The sequence below is a fragment of the Acidithiobacillus sp. TH-A117 genome, from assembly GCF_057473465.1.
The window spans coordinates 45148-59984 of the sequence record NZ_JBYCKQ010000037.1 but is presented as its reverse complement, the minus strand read 5'-3'; the positions used below and the strand labels follow the sequence as shown (position 1 = coordinate 59984).

The window sequence follows — 14837 nt, the reverse complement described above, 5'->3', positions numbered from 1 at the left end:
AACTCCCCTCTTTCATGCGCCCATATGCTGAAATCATTTGGTCATGGATATATAGAGTTGTGGTAATTTTTCCGGCAGCTTGTCCACATGGTCCAGCACCAGATAATTACGCTGCCCGAAAATCCGGGAAACATATTCATCGGCATAAGGATCCAGAGACAGACAAAAAGTCCGGATACCCTTGCGGTTCAGTTCTTCAACGGCTTTTTTGGTGTCGAAACGCAGATACTGCGGATCCCGCACATCATTATCGGCAGGTTCACCATCGGTGAGGAGCAGAATGAGCTTCTTCTGGCTGGCACGCTGATCGAGGAGATGGCCCGCGTGTCGCAATGCCGCCCCCATACGCGTTGAAAGCTGCCCGGTCATACCGGCAAGGCGACCTTTGACCTTGTCATCGTAGGGTGCGTCAAAGTCCTTGAATTTATAAAACTCCACATCATGACGACCATTGGAATCAAACCCACAGAGCATATAAGGATCGCCAATACGCTCCAAAGCCTCGGCCAGCAACGCCGTCGCCTCCCTGGCTAGATGCAGGACGCTGACATCGCCTTCGCTACGGGTACGCAGCAGATCATTGGTGGATTCGGACAGATCAACCAATAACATGACCGACAGATCACGAATATTCAATCGGGTGCGAATGCCAATCCGGGGATCAGGCTGCTGTCCCATGCGGATATCGGTCATCGCCAGAATCGCCGCATTGATATCAATTTCGTCACCATCTTCAACCTTGCGGGTGCGGATCACACCCTGGGGTTGCACCGCTTCAATCAATTTGCGCAGTCTTTGTACCAACGGCTTTTGCTGCTCTAGCATGACGTTGATTTCAGAAGGATCTCCCATTTTCGGATGCTTTTCATAAACAGTCACCCAGAGGGGACGTTCCAGTTGGGTCTGATAATCCCATTCGGAATAATTTACCGGTTGTGAAACCGGTGCCTTGCCCTCTTTTTCATTGAAGGTCAAACCGTCATCATCGTAGAACTCCGTGGAGAGCACCCAGACTTCCTGGGCATCATCCCCGGCGGTTTCCACATCAACGGCGTTAATCATTTCCATAATGCTGACATATTTGCGCACCTGGGCCTGTCCACCAGACAGGGGATCACCACTCCAGTCCGTCGCCGGAGCTGTCCAGAGATAGCGATTGTCGTCACGATAAAGACTTTCAGACTGGTCTTTCTGCACAGAGTAAGTCCAGCCCGCCTGCTCACAGGCTTCGGCCAGTTTTTCGGCGACGGCCATCAACACATCATTCACATCCTCCTGCGCTTCCCGGACGCGAATAAATGCTTCGCGGGCCTTGGCCACAAAAGGATGTGCATCCACATAATCGGCGTCCAGTAGGGCAAGACTGATACGATCCATGATCGCTACTGTGTCAGGTTCGGATGCCTGCTCGATACAGGCGGGCAACCGACCCAGTTGCTGCCACAGGGGGAACAGACCAGGAAATTTCTGCACGGCCAGATGTTCTACCCGGGCATCTTCCAATAGACCAATCCACAAGCGTTGCAGGGGCTTGGCCAAATCAAAACGCGGATCATATTTGGAAAAGACCACATGGGCGGCAGCATGGGCGGCGGCGGCGCGATACAGTTCCAGAGCCGCTGTTTTTTCACCCCGGGCATTTTCTACGTCATCGTAAGCATCAGGCACATGGATGAAATAGTTTTCGATGTAGGGCTGATAGCCCTCCCGGGTTTCGTAATCCCCCGAGGTAGGACGCAAGAAAAAATCGCGGCCCCACAGAGCGCGCAAGTACATGATCAAGCGCCGCTGCACGTCAATGAACAAAACGCCACGCCGCTCCTGCTGGAGCACTGCCAGAGATTGCGGCGTACTGAGACCAAAAAACTCCACCTGAGCAGAAAAATCATTGCGATAGGCAGAAATGCCCCAACTCGCCCAGCGCCGCAATCCGCCCAGGGTCATTTTTTCAAGAAGCACTTCAATTTTGCCCAACATGGGGCGCACGCCGCGCGGTGCCTGGGCAAGCAATTGATCCAGCAACAACAGATAGCCCCGGAATAATTCCAGCTCGCCCAAGCGCCGGGCAACAATGGGCGCACTGGTAAAAAACAGCGCCAACACTTCCGCACTGGTTTTGGAAAACATGCGAATTGCCATGGAGAGCATTTCGAAAACGGCCTGCTCACCGATTTCCCGGGCCACCTGGGGAGCACTTTCAATAAAAGCCAGCACCAGGTCAGAACCCCGACCCAACGCTTTCAGACTGCTGGCACCCTGCAAGTAGGCTTCCAGACCACGCCGACCAAAAACCCGGGCGGCTTCATGCCAGTTCGCTTCCAGAACTTCGGAGGCGTGTGGCCCTAGATCTTCCAGTATCTCCGGGTAATCCGCCAACTGAATCGACATACTGAGCTCACCCCGTTTTTATCGAAAGCCACCCCAAGCCTGTGTGTTGGACACAAGCTGGCGCAAGAGGATTCATGATGAAAAGACGAAGTAGCTCAGTCCGGCCAGATACGCTGGGGGTTGATCTCGCGGCCCCCACCGGCATTCAGATCACTGAGGTCTGGAGCCGCTTTGGGGGTTGCTTTCTGGGCAGGCTTGCTACTCGGGGCGGATTTACTGCTTGTAGCAGCTGCGCTCGCCGGTGTTGTGGTGGATGCAGCAGCCGGACTCCGCCGTCTGGGGCTCTGGATACTCGCGTTGAGTTTGTTCTCCAAATTGCTCATTTCAAGATCTCCTCAATAATGCCTTCGAATTCCTGTACAGCAGCCGTTGCCCGCTTGCCCATCTGATACACGCTTTTGCCTTCGATGGCGGCATTCCGGTAAATGGCCCGGCGGGCCACCTGAACCGGCAAAACCGTCAGTCCCAGGGCCTGAACAGCCGACTCTGCCGCCCGGGACAAGGCACTGTGGTTTTCCACCTGATTGAGCACGAATGCCGCTTGTCGATCTCGCTTATCGGCGTGCAAGGCCGAAATCACCTCAACACTACGCTGGCTCGCCCATAAATCCAGGGGCGAGGGCAGTACCGGCAGCAAAACCCAATCGGCCATTGCCAGTACTTCCCGGGTTGAGGGACTCTCCAGGGAAGGCGGACAATCAATCACCCAGTAGGCAAATTTATCTGCAGACCCGGCGTCCTGCTCGGACCAGTTCTGCACTGACAAGGCATGCCCTTCTGCTTCAGCCGCCCAGTCAGCCCAGTCCCCCAGACTGCCCTGGGAATCCGCATCCAGCAGCAAGGTTGTGCCTCTTCTGGATAAACCCATGGCCAGATTCCAGGCGAGCGTGGTTTTGCCACAACCGCCTTTGGCATTGAACAGGGCAATCCGTTTGACTTTGGACATGCGGGTCATGACTCCCGTGTCTGCTGGGCGCATTGCTCCGCAGCAGCAGCAAACTCGGCGCGCTCCGGATCCACCGCATCATTTTCAAACTGAATGGCTACCACGACATATGTCTTGGCGAAATTCAGGTTGGGATAGTAACCGATCTTTTCAGATACTGTGGTCAACAAATCCAGAAAGTGACGGGTCTGGGCATAATCGGCAAACTCATAGCGTTTGCTCCATCCCAGAGGGCGACGCTGAATTTCCCAGCCATCAGGGGCCTGCAAGTCCTGGAGATCTTGGTTCACACATCCCCCGTTATCAGTCAAAGCGCCCTAACATTTCGGCCAGGGCACGCATATGGCCTTCTTCATCGGCACGAAGATGGGCAAACACCTCGGCAGAGGGAAGATCGCGCATCCGCTCGGAAAAATTCTGAGCCTCGCTGTACAGCTGCACTGCAGAAAACTCCAGATCCTGATCGTGGGTCAGCATCTCCCGCAAATCCCTGCCTGGTCGGGGAGGACGCAATTGCGCACCCGTCGGCGCTATACCCATCAACAATAACTGTTGGCTGAGCAGACCGGCATGATCCAGCTCTTCCCGCGATTCATGACGAAAATATTCAGCCCAATCGGTCATACCCCACAGCGTACAAAGACTCGATTGGGTCCGGTACTGCTGAACTGCCGTGTACTCATGGGCCAGTGCACGGGTAAAATACCCAATGATGCGGGGATGATGATTACGCATCACATTCATGGGACTCAGCTCAGATTACCGGTCACATCACCATCACGGCCACTGCCATCGGCACTGGGGGACTGAGGTAAAATATGTTCCACCTCGGTGTGTACCCGGGCAATAATGTGCGCCGCAACCAAACCGTCACCCACCCGTTCACAGGCATCCGCGCCAGCACGAACGGCAGCATTCACCGCACCGGTCTCGCCCCGCACCAGTACCGTGACATAACCGCCACCCACAAACTCACGGCCAACCAGACGCACTTCGGCAGCCTTGGTCATCGCATCCGCCGCTTCAATGGCGGGAACCAGACCACGTGTTTCAATCATACCCAGAGCAATACCCGTAAGTGCTGCCATCTGTGTCTCCTTGATAATATTTAATGCTGCCAGGAAGGGCGTAGGAACTACGCCCGCTCACTCGCGTTCATTTCACGACAATACTCAGGCTGTCGGGGCTTTGGGCAGAATGTGTTCCACCTCGGAATGGACACGGGCAATGATGTGAGCAGCAACCAGACCGTCACCAACACGTTCGCAAGCATCGGCACCAGCGCGAACGGCAGCATTCACCGCACCCGTTTCGCCACGCACCAGAACGGTCACATAACCACCACCGACAAACTGACGGCCAATCAAACGCACTTCGGCAGCCTTGGTCATCGCATCAGCCGCTTCAATAGCCGGCACCAAACCACGGGTTTCAATCATACCCAACGCAATACCTGTTACTTCAGCCATTTCTTCCACTCCTCAACAAGATAACAAAAAATTCAGGACCGAATCCTGCCACGGCTTTAGGCGGTGGCGGTTTTCGGCAGGATGTTCTCTACTTCAGAATGCACACGCGCAATGATGTGTGCCGCCACCAGACCGTCACCAACACGTTCACAGGCATCGGCACCAGCGCGAACGGCAGCATTCACCGCACCCGTTTCGCCACGCACCAGAACGGTCACATAACCACCACCGACAAACTGGCGGCCAATCAAACGCACTTCGGCGGCCTTGGTCATCGCATCAGCCGCTTCAATAGCCGGCACCAAACCACGGGTTTCAATCATACCCAACGCAATACCTGATACATCTGCCATTTGCACCCCTCCTTACGAGAACAAAACCCAATACCGGGAACGTTCAAGGTTCCCAAAAGTCAATGATTCCACCAATGGTCAAATCAGTGTGAATCTCAAAATCGCCTGCCGCATAGCGTGCTGCCGATCCTGCCACCGTAAACACCCATTTACCGGGTGGAACACCTACGGGATCCGTAGCCACATTGAGTTTCCCCATGGCATCGGCCAGAACCCGCAACGAACTTTGTTTCAGTCCCGGAACCCGACGGGTCACCACCAGCTCCGAAACCACCTGCATAATCTCCACGACTACAAGGGATCCCAGTTATCGATAATGCCGATAATGGTGAGGTCCGAAGGGTAGTCCTTACTGCCTGCCGCTTCACGGGCGGCCGAAGACCCCACACAAATCACCCAGTCACCGGGAATACAACCAATGGCATCCACGGCCAGGGAGCGGGGTCCACCTTCCTTTTCCTGGACGACCAGCAATGGACGATGCCCCATTTCCGCAATACGGTTGGTCGATACCAGGGTTTTCTCCACACGCATGATTTTCATGGGAGAGGCACCTCCTCCAATGGACTGCCCAGTTGGTGATCCTGAATACTGCCATGCAAAAAAAGCATTCCTGCTGTCAGCAATTCACTGTAGCGCGCGCAAATGGCCGCAGAAACTCGATGCAGCTTGGCGATAATCCGTTCCTTGTGACCGGGCACATTCGCATCATAGTAATAATGAATCGCCATAGGTATGGGCAAACCCTGCTCCACGTTCAGATGCCGGAAAATCTTGACCCCCACATCCAGATCGGCGGCACCTTCTTCTACCGTATCCAGACGCGCGAAGTAAGCAAGATTGCGGACCTGTAATTCCTGAAAACCATCGCCGATACTGATAAAGCGTTCGCCATGACCATTATCGGGATACCAGCCCCCGTAATTCTCCGCAACGTATTCAATCTGACTCAAATTATTGATGAGCAGATTGGCAATCAGCCGCCGCATGCCATCATGGGGCTTGCCTTCGCCCTGCCCCCAACCGCCTACATCACTGGCGTTTTCGATGGCTTCATAAATGGCGAGGCGGGCTTGATCCGCGTTCATCCCCAGCGTTTTTTTGTAGATCTCGGCATTATCCACGAAGCGGAAAAGACTGAGATCGCCCTGGCTGTCCGGCACATGAATGCGAATAGCATCCGTATCCGTATCCAGACCAATCAGCAGAATATCCGTGCTGGCACCACAACAAAAAGCATTTTCAATACCTTGGCGAAACTGCTGCAGACGCTCCAGAGCTGCTTCCATGGCCACTTTTTCATTGCTGTGGTGAGCAGCACAGCCCTGATGCGTGGGATCCAGGGAACTGCCATGGTACACCGCCACTTTCAGATAACGGCTGCCACTATCAGAAGTGCTGGGATATCCCTCTCGGAAGCGGCGCAATTCTGCCGCCTGCCAGTCGAGAATGTCCGACTCCACATCAAAGAGAGTTCCCGCGAAAGCGGAACGCCTTAACAAGTCCGAAGCAGGCAGACGTAAAATATAAGGAAACAGCCCTTTCAAACGGCCATCCGCGCAGGCGGAAACATTAACCGCATGAAAACCACAGTCCACCAGCAAGGCATCCAGACTTTGACCATCGGCCTGTTCCTGATGAATACGCTGGGAGAACTGTTCGACGCCCGCCACCAATGCGGCAAATACGCTGGCGCTATATAGCTTCGGCATATCCACACCGCGTATCCAGGACTTTTCCAACACTGCTTCAGGAAAAGTATGACCCAGGCGCTGCCCCGCCAGACGGTTGGCCTGCTCCGTAAAATCCCGAAGCCCACTCAGCGCCGCCACTTCTTTCAGAACCGGGACAATATCATCAAAACGTGCCTTGATGGTGCTTTCGCAGCGGGCAAGGCGCGCATTCTCCGTCTTGTTTACGAGAGGATGATGACACTGGCGCTCCGGCAGACTGGCACAGGCCGGATGCACTGCTGCCTGACCATCTGCCTGCAGGGGAACCTGAATACGTTCAGCCTGGGCAAACTGCCGGGCCATGGGCAGGGATTGCCCCCCGGAGCCACCACGCAAGCGTCTGATTTTGCGGGTATCCACTTTCAGACCTCGCCTCGCAGCAGGGATTCAGCGGCTTCTACAAAACAGCACATCATCCTCGGGCGCCCCCGGAATACGTCACCAGTGAACCCCGGGTAGAACTTCCGCTACTACCCGTCAACTTGGAATCGCTTACCGCTGCCGACAAGGTCTGACCCTTGTTGACGCCCGCAGACATCACGCAAATTCTGGCATCACCGCGTTGCGTCGGATTCCGCTTTTGCGCCCAGTGTCCCTCGGTTCCGGTCACCCGTTTACTCCGGCTCCAATCGTCGCCGGTAATCTGCCAGGCCCCCCGTTCCGGTACAGATGCTTCCGAAACCACTGGCACAGCCTGGGCCACGGCAGGCTGCAGTGCCGGTGCCGGACTGTGCGGAACTTCACGGGTCCGGAATTCCGGTGTACCCGTAACCAGGCCTCTCGCCAGATTTACCGGTCCCGTAACCCGATCATTCTGGTCAGCGCTGTTGCCGGTAATACGACTGGCAACCTGCCGTGAAGGCGGAACAATGCTGAAAGTCTGGGGATGACCCTGGATTACTTCAGCAGGCTGAGGCGGCATGGCCGGCGCCACAAAACGGGCACTGGCCGGGGCAGTCGTGACTGCAGGTGTCGCTGCCGCCTGTGCCAAAGCCTGTTGCTTCAGGACACAACTACTACAACAGGCAGGCTCTGGCGTTGCCGGGACTGGCACTTCCTCTGCAGATAAAGCAGTTGCTGCAGGATAGACCTCAGACAGATCACTAACGGGCTCAGCAGCATAGGGCGTTCCTGAAACCGGCGAATAGGCACCGGCTTCATTGCCGGTCACATTTTCCGAGGGCGTCAGCAATGGCCCACTGACCAGTTGGCCCGTGGAAGTTCTGGTTAAACCCACTTTGGGAGCTTCAGCATGTGGAGTGCTCTCACATGCCGCATAGTGCTCTGCTCCATAATATTCCGTACCGGTGACGGGCAAGCACTCTCCACGCTCGTCACCAGACATTTTTGGGTGTGCACTGACTCCTGTTCCGGTCAGGTTGGTTCCCGACAAGCTGGACATCATGCCCACTTTATCCACACCGCCACCGCAAAGGTTGGCTACGGCATAACCCGTACCCGTCACCCGCTGGCAGCTCCCGGGCTCATTACCAGTCACCTTTTCAGAACGGTCCACCAAGTTACCGGTAATCCGTTGCCCCTTGTCGGTACTACTGATACCCACCTTGGCTGGAACCGGTTCCGGTGCCGCCGTACGGCAGAGCGACTGAAAGGTTTCCTGACTCAAGTACTCGGTCCCCGTTACCGGCCGGCATTCTCCGGAATCCAGGCCAGTGATTTTCGGTGAACTATCCACTGCGGTGCCGGAAATCATCTCACCGGCAAATGTATGGGTTTGTGCAACCTTTGCCGGCGCACCGTTAATGGTCATCCGCGCCACACCGGCATCGGCGTACTGAGACCCGGTAATCCGCTGCTGCACACCGGATTCCGAACCTGTCACAGCGACCGCCCTGGCTTCGTCAGAACCACTGATGGGCAGGCGCTGTTTCGCTGAAACACCCATCACCACCTTCTGGGGTCGGGCGGGTAATGAGGAGTGGCAGAAAGCCCCGAAATTTTCCATGCTGAGGTATTCCGTGCCGGTTACCGTCGAACAGGTACCCGCTTCGTCACCGGTCACTTCGTTGGAACGACCCATTTGCGTGCCGGACACGGACTGCCGTGACGATGTACTCGTCACTCCCACCTTGGCGGGATTTGCTGCAGGCCGGGCTGCACAGAAACTCGCAAACTGATCAGTCCCTACATATTCCGTACCGGTAATTCCACGACAGGATCCGGCTTCATTGCCGGTCACAGAAACCTGTCGGGAAACCTGAGTTCCCGTGACTTCCGAACCGGACAAAGTGGTATCCACTTCAACTTTCTGGGGCGCGCGATATTTACGCGAACGCAACTGACCGGCAGCCTGGGCGGGTTGGGCACGACCCCGGCCATGTTCCGCCTGTTCCTGACGATGAAGACGGGCAAATTCCCGGCCGCTACCATTTTGCAGATAGCGCAGCCGAGCTGCTGCAGAACTGAGCCCACGCATCACCGTCAAGGCCACTTTACCTTTCTGGGAGAGGGTCTGACGCCGCGCCTTACAAAGCTGACGCACCGAATTTTCCCTCCAGGCGAAATCCGTGGGGTTGCTATCGACCATTTCGCAAACAGAATCCAGGAAGGATTCTTCCACGCCGGGAATCAATGCTGGCTCCGCATTTTCGGCGACCATCACCGGTTGACTAATTTCTGACGGCGCTGGACGGCGGCGCCCACGCGGCCGTCTTTCCTCCGGATCAGACCAGCATTGCGCGCCACTACATCTAGATGCACGACGCGCCAATGCCGCTTCTCTTCCAGAAGCTTTCTGGGCCATGTTTTCGATTTGAATAGATGGGGACATCACCACAGCCGTGGATTCTGTCCGCATTGTTTGGGGTACAGACTTTGGCTCAGCAGCTGCTGGCACTGACCGTGATCTCTCGGTTTGCTTGCGCACGGCCTGCTGGCGCCGCATCTTCTGCGCCAAAGCCCGACCACGCAAGTGACCGGAAGCGGATAACTCAGACATATTGCCTCCCTTGGAGTCGCCGCCGTGCAAGTTGAACACGGCGGCATCGTCACTGTTGCTCCTGATCAGGAGCCCCGGTACACCACAAACGCCAGACCCTGGCTCTGAGTGTAGTTGTCGTAACCGATCAACTTCACCAGATGACCCGGATATTCGCGGTGGCAGGCTTCCAGCTCGGCCAGAATGGTATCCACACTTCTTTCACCAAACATGGGGAGCTTCCACATATACCAGTAATGCGTGAACGAACGACTGGGCTCAACATGCTCTACGGCTGGGTTCCAGCCCTGAGAAACAATGTACTGAATCTGAGCCCGGATCTGTTCCGCAGACATGGGGGGCAGGTATGAAAATGTCTCATACCGGCGGACTTGCTTGTAATCTTGCACATCGGCCATGATGACCTCCTTCCTGAATGAGTCGATGAATGTTCAGAAATCAGCGGTTCTGCACGTCGAGCTTGTCGACCGTATCGAACTCAAACTTGATTTCTTTCCAGGTTTCCAGAGCGATTTTGAGTTCTGGGGAATGGCGGGCTGCATTCATCAACACTTCCTTGCCTTCCTTCTCGATCTCTACGCCACGGTTACGGGCTTCCACGCAGGCTTCCAAAGCCACACGGTTGGCCGCTGCACCTGCCGCATTACCCCAGGGGTGACCCAGAGTACCACCACCAAACTGCAGTACGGAGTCATCACCAAAAATGCTGACCAGAGCCGGCATGTGCCATACGTGAATACCACCGGAGGCTACGGCAAAGGCGCCGGGCATGGAACCCCAATCCTGATCGAAGAAAATACCGCGACTACGATCTTCAGGAATGTAGGATTCACGCAGCAGATCGATCCAGCCCAGGGTTGAAGCTCGATCGCCTTCCAGCTTACCGACCACCGTACCCGTATGGAGGTGATCACCACCGGACAAACGCAAAGCCTTGGTCAGCACCCGGAAGTGGATACCATGGTGGGGATTACGGTCGATCACGGCATGCATGGCGCGGTGAATATGGAGCAATACGCCATTTTTGCGGCACCAACGCGCCAGACCCGTGTTGGCGCAAAAACCGCCGGTCAGGAAGTCGTGCATGATGATGGGCATACCCAGTTCCTTGGCGAACTCGGCACGTTCATACATTTCTTCCGGAGAAGGTGCGGTCACGTTCAGATAGTGACCCTTGCGTTCACCGGTCTGGGCTTCAGCGTTGTGAATGGCATCCGCCACGAACAGGAAGCGGTCACGCCAGCGCATGAAGGGCTGGGAGTTGACGTTTTCGTCGTCCTTGGTGAAGTCCAGACCACCGCGCAGGGCTTCATACACGGCCCGGCCGTAGTTCTTGGCAGACAGACCCAGCTTGGGTTTAATGGTACATCCGAGCATCGGCCGACCGTACTTGTCGAGCAAGTCGCGTTCCACCTGAATACCGTGGGAAGGACCATTACAGGTCATGACGTAGTGCAGCGGGAAACGCACATCTTCCAGACGCAGGGCACGTACAGCCTTGAAGCCGAAGACGTTACCGACCAGCGAGGTAAATACGTTGACGACTGAACCTTCTTCAAAAAGATCAATCGGGTAAGCAATAAACGCATAAAAGGCCGCGTCGTCACCAGGAACATCTTCGATGCGATATGCGCGACCTTTGTAGTAGTCCATGTCGGTTAGCAGGTCAGTCCAGACCGTAGTCCAGGTGCCGGTAGATGATTCTGCTGCCACCGCCGCCGCCGCTTCTTCCCGATCTACACCGGGCTGCGGGATAATCTTGAAACACGCCAAAAGATCCGACTCCAGCGGCACGTAGTCCGGAGCCCAGTATGTGTGGCGGTACTCCTTGACGCCGGCTTGATATTTACCAGCCATAAGATTCCTCCTAAAGTATCAGTCTAACTTGACCTGCAAAGCTGTAACCCTTGACGAATGTACAAAGCCTATTCCATAAGGTAAAGTAAAAAGATATTAATGTTACCTTTTGGAAAAATAAAACCTTGATAACCCGTCATCCGACCCTGCACCAATTACGGATATTCACGGTGCTTGCGCGACACCTTAACATGACCCGCGCTGCGACGGAATTACACCAGACGCCATCGGCGCTGTCCATACAGATCAAGCAACTTTCCGAAACCGCCGGTGAGCCGCTCTACGAACAAATGGGCAAAAAGCTCTACCTGACCTCTGCAGGCGAGGCTGTGGCCCGGGCAGGTCATGACATCCTGCGCCGTCTGGATGCCCTCAATCAGGAACTGGATGCCCAACGTAATCTTGAATCCGGCACGCTGAATCTTTCCATCATTTCCACTGCCGAATATTTCGCGCCCCGTCTCATTGGCACCTTTTGCAAGGAACATGCCGGCATCGAGGCGCATCTGGAAATTGCCAACCGCGACAGTATCCTCGAAAGGCTCAAGCAGAATCTGGATGACATCTATATTATGGGGCAGGTGCCTGAGGATATTGATGGCGTTGCCCGCCCTTTCATGGATAATCCGCTGGTAGTGCTGGCCCCCGGCGATCACCCACTGGCCGGACAAACCCGTATTCTCCCCCAGCAACTGCGCGACGAAGCTTTTATTCTTCGTGAGGAAGGCTCAGGCACCCGCCTGACTGCCCAGAATTTTTTCCAGGAGCGGGGCATTCAGCTCAAAGTCAGAATGACCATGAGTAGTAATGAAGCGGTCAAGCAGCTGGTTGCCGGCGGATTGGGCTTGAGCGTCCTGTCGCGCAATACCATTGCCGCAGAAGCCAATGCGGGCAATATTGCGGTGCTGGATGTGGTCGGCTTTCCGATCCTCAGACACTGGCATGCGGTCTACCGCAAAAACAAACGGCTGACCGCCGTCGCGCAAAAATTCATGGATTTTTTGCTGCAGGGTCATTACTGATTCTTCAGGGACATGCTGAATGCGGTTTTATCTTGGCCGATCCCGGCAGCCGTGCCATTATTCCGCGATGTCTCCGCCCGTTCTAAAACTGCATGAGTAAACACCCCCTGCGCAGCGTATTGAAAGTGGGGAGCAACACCCTGCTTTCCCGACTTCTCGGTTTTGCCCGGGACATCATTCTTGCTCATCTGTTTGGTGCGGGAGAAATGGCTGATGCTTTTTTTGTGGCCTTCCGGATCCCCAATCTGTTTCGGCGGCTGTTTGGAGAGGGTGCATTTTCCCAATCTTTTGTTCCGGTGCTGGGGGAATATCGCGCCCAGCGAACAATGGCGGAAACTCAGGCCTTTGTCGCTGATGTCAGCGGTTGGCTGGCACTCAGTCTGGCTATTTTCACCCTGCTCGGCATCCTCGGTGCCAGCCTTGTCGTCTATGCCATCGCTCCCGGTTTTGCCGCTGATCCCGGCAAATTTCAATTGACGGTGGAATTGTTACGGATCACTTTTCCGTATCTTTTCCTGATTTCTCTGGTCGCCCTGGCCGGGGGCATTCTCAACACCCACGGGCATTTTACCGTACCCGCCTTCACCCCGGTTTTTCTGAATCTCAGCATCATCGCCGCCGCCTTGCTCTGGGCGCCACATCTGCAACAGCCGGTCATCGCCGTAGCCTGGGGGGTGCTCATTGGTGGCGTAGTGCAATTGCTGTTTCAGTTTCCTTCCCTGAAAAAACTGGGTTATCTGCGCTGGCCACGGCTGCGCCGCCGGGATCCGGGCGTCGCCAAGGTGCTGCGGCTGATGGGACCGGCCGCTTTCGGGGCATCGGTCGCCCAGGTCAATTTGTTTCTGAATACCATTCTGGCTTCTCTGGTTGGGGCTAATGTGGTTTCTTATTTATATTATTCCGACCGCCTGGTGGAATTTCCGCTGGGAGTTTTCGGCGTGGCCCTCGGCACGGTGGTCCTCCCCCTGCTTTCCCGACAGGCGGCAGAAAGCTCTGCACAATTTCCGGAAACCCTGGACTGGGCCTTGCGCCTGACCTGGCTGATCGGCCTGCCCGCCACCATCGGCCTGCTGATTCTGGCAGAACCGCTGTTGATCAGCCTGTTCCGCTACGGCGCCTACAGTGCCGCAGATGCGGCGCAAAGCAGTTTGAGCCTGATGGGCTACGGCATTGGCATTTTGCCCATTATTGCCGCCCGGGTGCTGGCGCCCGCTTTTTATGCTCATCAAAATACCCGTACACCCGTGCGTTTCGGGATGATCAGTGTGGCCGTCAATATGGGCATCAGTCTGGTGCTCGCCTGGCCTTTGCAGCAGTTGGGTCTGGCCCTGGCCACCAGTACCGCAGCCCTGGTCAATGCCGCCCTGCTCTGGCGTCGCCTGCATCGGGATGGCCTCTACCAGATGCAACCGGGATGGCTGCCCTTTTTGCTGAAATCAAGCAGCATGGCGGTTATCATGGGTCTGGTGTTATTTTTTCTGCGTGGGGATACCGCACTGTGGCTTGCCCTGCCTTTGTGGGAAAGGCTGCTGCGGGTGCTGGGCTTGGTAGCTTTGGCAGCACTCATCTATCTGGGCGGCACCTGGGGACTGGGCATCCATGAGTTGCGCGACATTATCCGAAGGAGAACTGAGCGTGTCTGACACTGACGGATTACATGGACATGGTGATTCCGTCCTGGCCATTCAGCGACCCGGCCAGATTCGGATATTCACGCTTCTGGAAGCACAACAGATTTTTCCCCTGGTGCGCAACATTACCGCCCAAGCTGTTGATGAACTCGCGCCCATTCTCGATGCCATGCGCGCCAACATGGAAAATCACCCGGTTTTACAACATCAGGAAAGCCTCTACGAAGAAATCGTGCAACGCTGGATCAACAAAATGGAGCGCCTGGGCGTGGTCGTGTCCGGCTTGTGGCTGGTGGATTTTGACACAGGCGATGGATATTTGTGCTGGCGCCACCCGGAATCGACCTTGGCCTACTACCATGGCCATGCCCAGGGCTTCGGGCAACGCCGCCCCCTGCTGGAGGTCATTCGGGAAATGCAGCCCGAATGGGCAGACTGCACTCCGATGATCTAGGGTTATCCACTAATTTACGTTAAGA

General features: G+C 55.7%; 17 protein-coding genes. 3 read left to right on the top strand and 14 right to left on the bottom strand.

Annotation, left to right across the window (positions count from 1 at the left end; genetic code table 11):
• Positions 1-33: 33 nt before the first annotated feature.
• From AC2VLR_RS09115 to AC2VLR_RS09050, 14 genes are all read right to left on the bottom strand, one after another.
• On the bottom strand, positions 34-2388 hold the full coding sequence (locus AC2VLR_RS09115) for a nitric oxide reductase activation protein NorD (RefSeq protein ID WP_486881847.1): 2355 nt from the start codon (positions 2386-2388) through the stop codon (positions 34-36).
• 95 nt (positions 2389-2483) lie between these two features.
• Positions 2484-2711: a hypothetical protein gene (locus tag AC2VLR_RS09110; RefSeq protein ID WP_486881846.1), complete on the bottom strand. Its 228-nt coding sequence runs from the start codon at positions 2709-2711 to the stop codon at positions 2484-2486.
• Positions 2708-3334, bottom strand: a complete 627-nt coding sequence (locus AC2VLR_RS09105; RefSeq protein ID WP_486881845.1) for an AAA family ATPase — start codon at positions 3332-3334, stop codon at positions 2708-2710. The genes AC2VLR_RS09110 and AC2VLR_RS09105 overlap by 4 nt, the downstream gene beginning before the upstream one ends.
• A 5-nt stretch (positions 3335-3339) precedes the next feature.
• Positions 3340-3624, bottom strand: a complete 285-nt coding sequence (locus AC2VLR_RS09100) for a 4a-hydroxytetrahydrobiopterin dehydratase (RefSeq protein WP_215843861.1) — start codon at positions 3622-3624, stop codon at positions 3340-3342.
• Positions 3625-3637: 13 nt separating this feature from the next.
• Positions 3638-4078, bottom strand: coding sequence for a ferritin-like domain-containing protein (locus tag AC2VLR_RS09095; protein ID WP_414041627.1), 441 nt, complete (start codon positions 4076-4078; stop codon positions 3638-3640).
• Between the two features lie 5 nt (positions 4079-4083).
• Positions 4084-4422 (bottom strand): alpha-carboxysome major shell protein CsoS1, encoded by a 339-nt coding sequence (gene csoS1, locus AC2VLR_RS09090; RefSeq protein WP_486881844.1) that lies wholly within the window; start codon positions 4420-4422, stop codon positions 4084-4086.
• An 84-nt stretch (positions 4423-4506) separates the two neighbouring features.
• Positions 4507-4803 (bottom strand): alpha-carboxysome major shell protein CsoS1, encoded by a 297-nt coding sequence (csoS1, locus tag AC2VLR_RS09085; RefSeq protein ID WP_101538126.1) that lies wholly within the window; start codon positions 4801-4803, stop codon positions 4507-4509.
• Between the two features lie 56 nt (positions 4804-4859).
• Positions 4860-5156 (bottom strand): alpha-carboxysome major shell protein CsoS1, encoded by a 297-nt coding sequence (csoS1, locus tag AC2VLR_RS09080; protein WP_101538125.1) that lies wholly within the window; start codon positions 5154-5156, stop codon positions 4860-4862.
• 43 nt (positions 5157-5199) lie between these two features.
• Positions 5200-5436, bottom strand: a complete 237-nt coding sequence (locus tag AC2VLR_RS09075) for a carboxysome peptide B (protein ID WP_486881871.1) — start codon at positions 5434-5436, stop codon at positions 5200-5202.
• An 11-nt stretch (positions 5437-5447) separates the two neighbouring features.
• Positions 5448-5699, bottom strand: a complete 252-nt coding sequence (csoS4, locus tag AC2VLR_RS09070; protein ID WP_486881843.1) for an alpha-carboxysome shell vertex protein CsoS4 — start codon at positions 5697-5699, stop codon at positions 5448-5450.
• Entirely contained in the window at positions 5696-7249 is a 1554-nt protein-coding gene (locus AC2VLR_RS09065; protein ID WP_486881842.1) for a carboxysome shell carbonic anhydrase, read from the bottom strand. The genes csoS4 and AC2VLR_RS09065 overlap by 4 nt, the downstream gene beginning before the upstream one ends.
• A gap of 52 nt (positions 7250-7301) precedes the next feature.
• The gene (locus AC2VLR_RS09060) at positions 7302-9848 is read right to left on the bottom strand and encodes an alpha-carboxysome scaffolding protein CsoS2 (protein WP_486881841.1); all 2547 of its coding nucleotides are present in this window, start codon (positions 9846-9848) and stop codon (positions 7302-7304) included.
• A gap of 65 nt (positions 9849-9913) precedes the next feature.
• A complete protein-coding gene (locus AC2VLR_RS09055) occupies positions 9914-10246 on the bottom strand; it encodes a ribulose bisphosphate carboxylase small subunit (RefSeq protein WP_101538120.1) in 333 nt (110 codons plus the stop codon).
• 40 nt (positions 10247-10286) lie between these two features.
• Positions 10287-11705, bottom strand: a complete 1419-nt coding sequence (locus tag AC2VLR_RS09050; RefSeq protein WP_486881840.1) for a form I ribulose bisphosphate carboxylase large subunit — start codon at positions 11703-11705, stop codon at positions 10287-10289.
• A 125-nt stretch (positions 11706-11830) separates the two neighbouring features.
• Between AC2VLR_RS09050 and AC2VLR_RS09045 the strand changes: the two genes are divergently transcribed.
• From AC2VLR_RS09045 to AC2VLR_RS09035, 3 genes are all read left to right on the top strand, one after another.
• The gene (locus AC2VLR_RS09045) at positions 11831-12727 is read left to right on the top strand and encodes a LysR substrate-binding domain-containing protein (RefSeq protein WP_486881839.1); all 897 of its coding nucleotides are present in this window, start codon (positions 11831-11833) and stop codon (positions 12725-12727) included.
• A gap of 92 nt (positions 12728-12819) precedes the next feature.
• Positions 12820-14370, top strand: coding sequence for a murein biosynthesis integral membrane protein MurJ (gene murJ, locus AC2VLR_RS09040; protein ID WP_486881838.1), 1551 nt, complete (start codon positions 12820-12822; stop codon positions 14368-14370).
• Entirely contained in the window at positions 14363-14812 is a 450-nt protein-coding gene (locus tag AC2VLR_RS09035) for a DUF2203 family protein (RefSeq protein ID WP_486881837.1), read from the top strand. The genes murJ and AC2VLR_RS09035 overlap by 8 nt, the downstream gene beginning before the upstream one ends.
• Positions 14813-14837 lie beyond the last annotated feature (25 nt).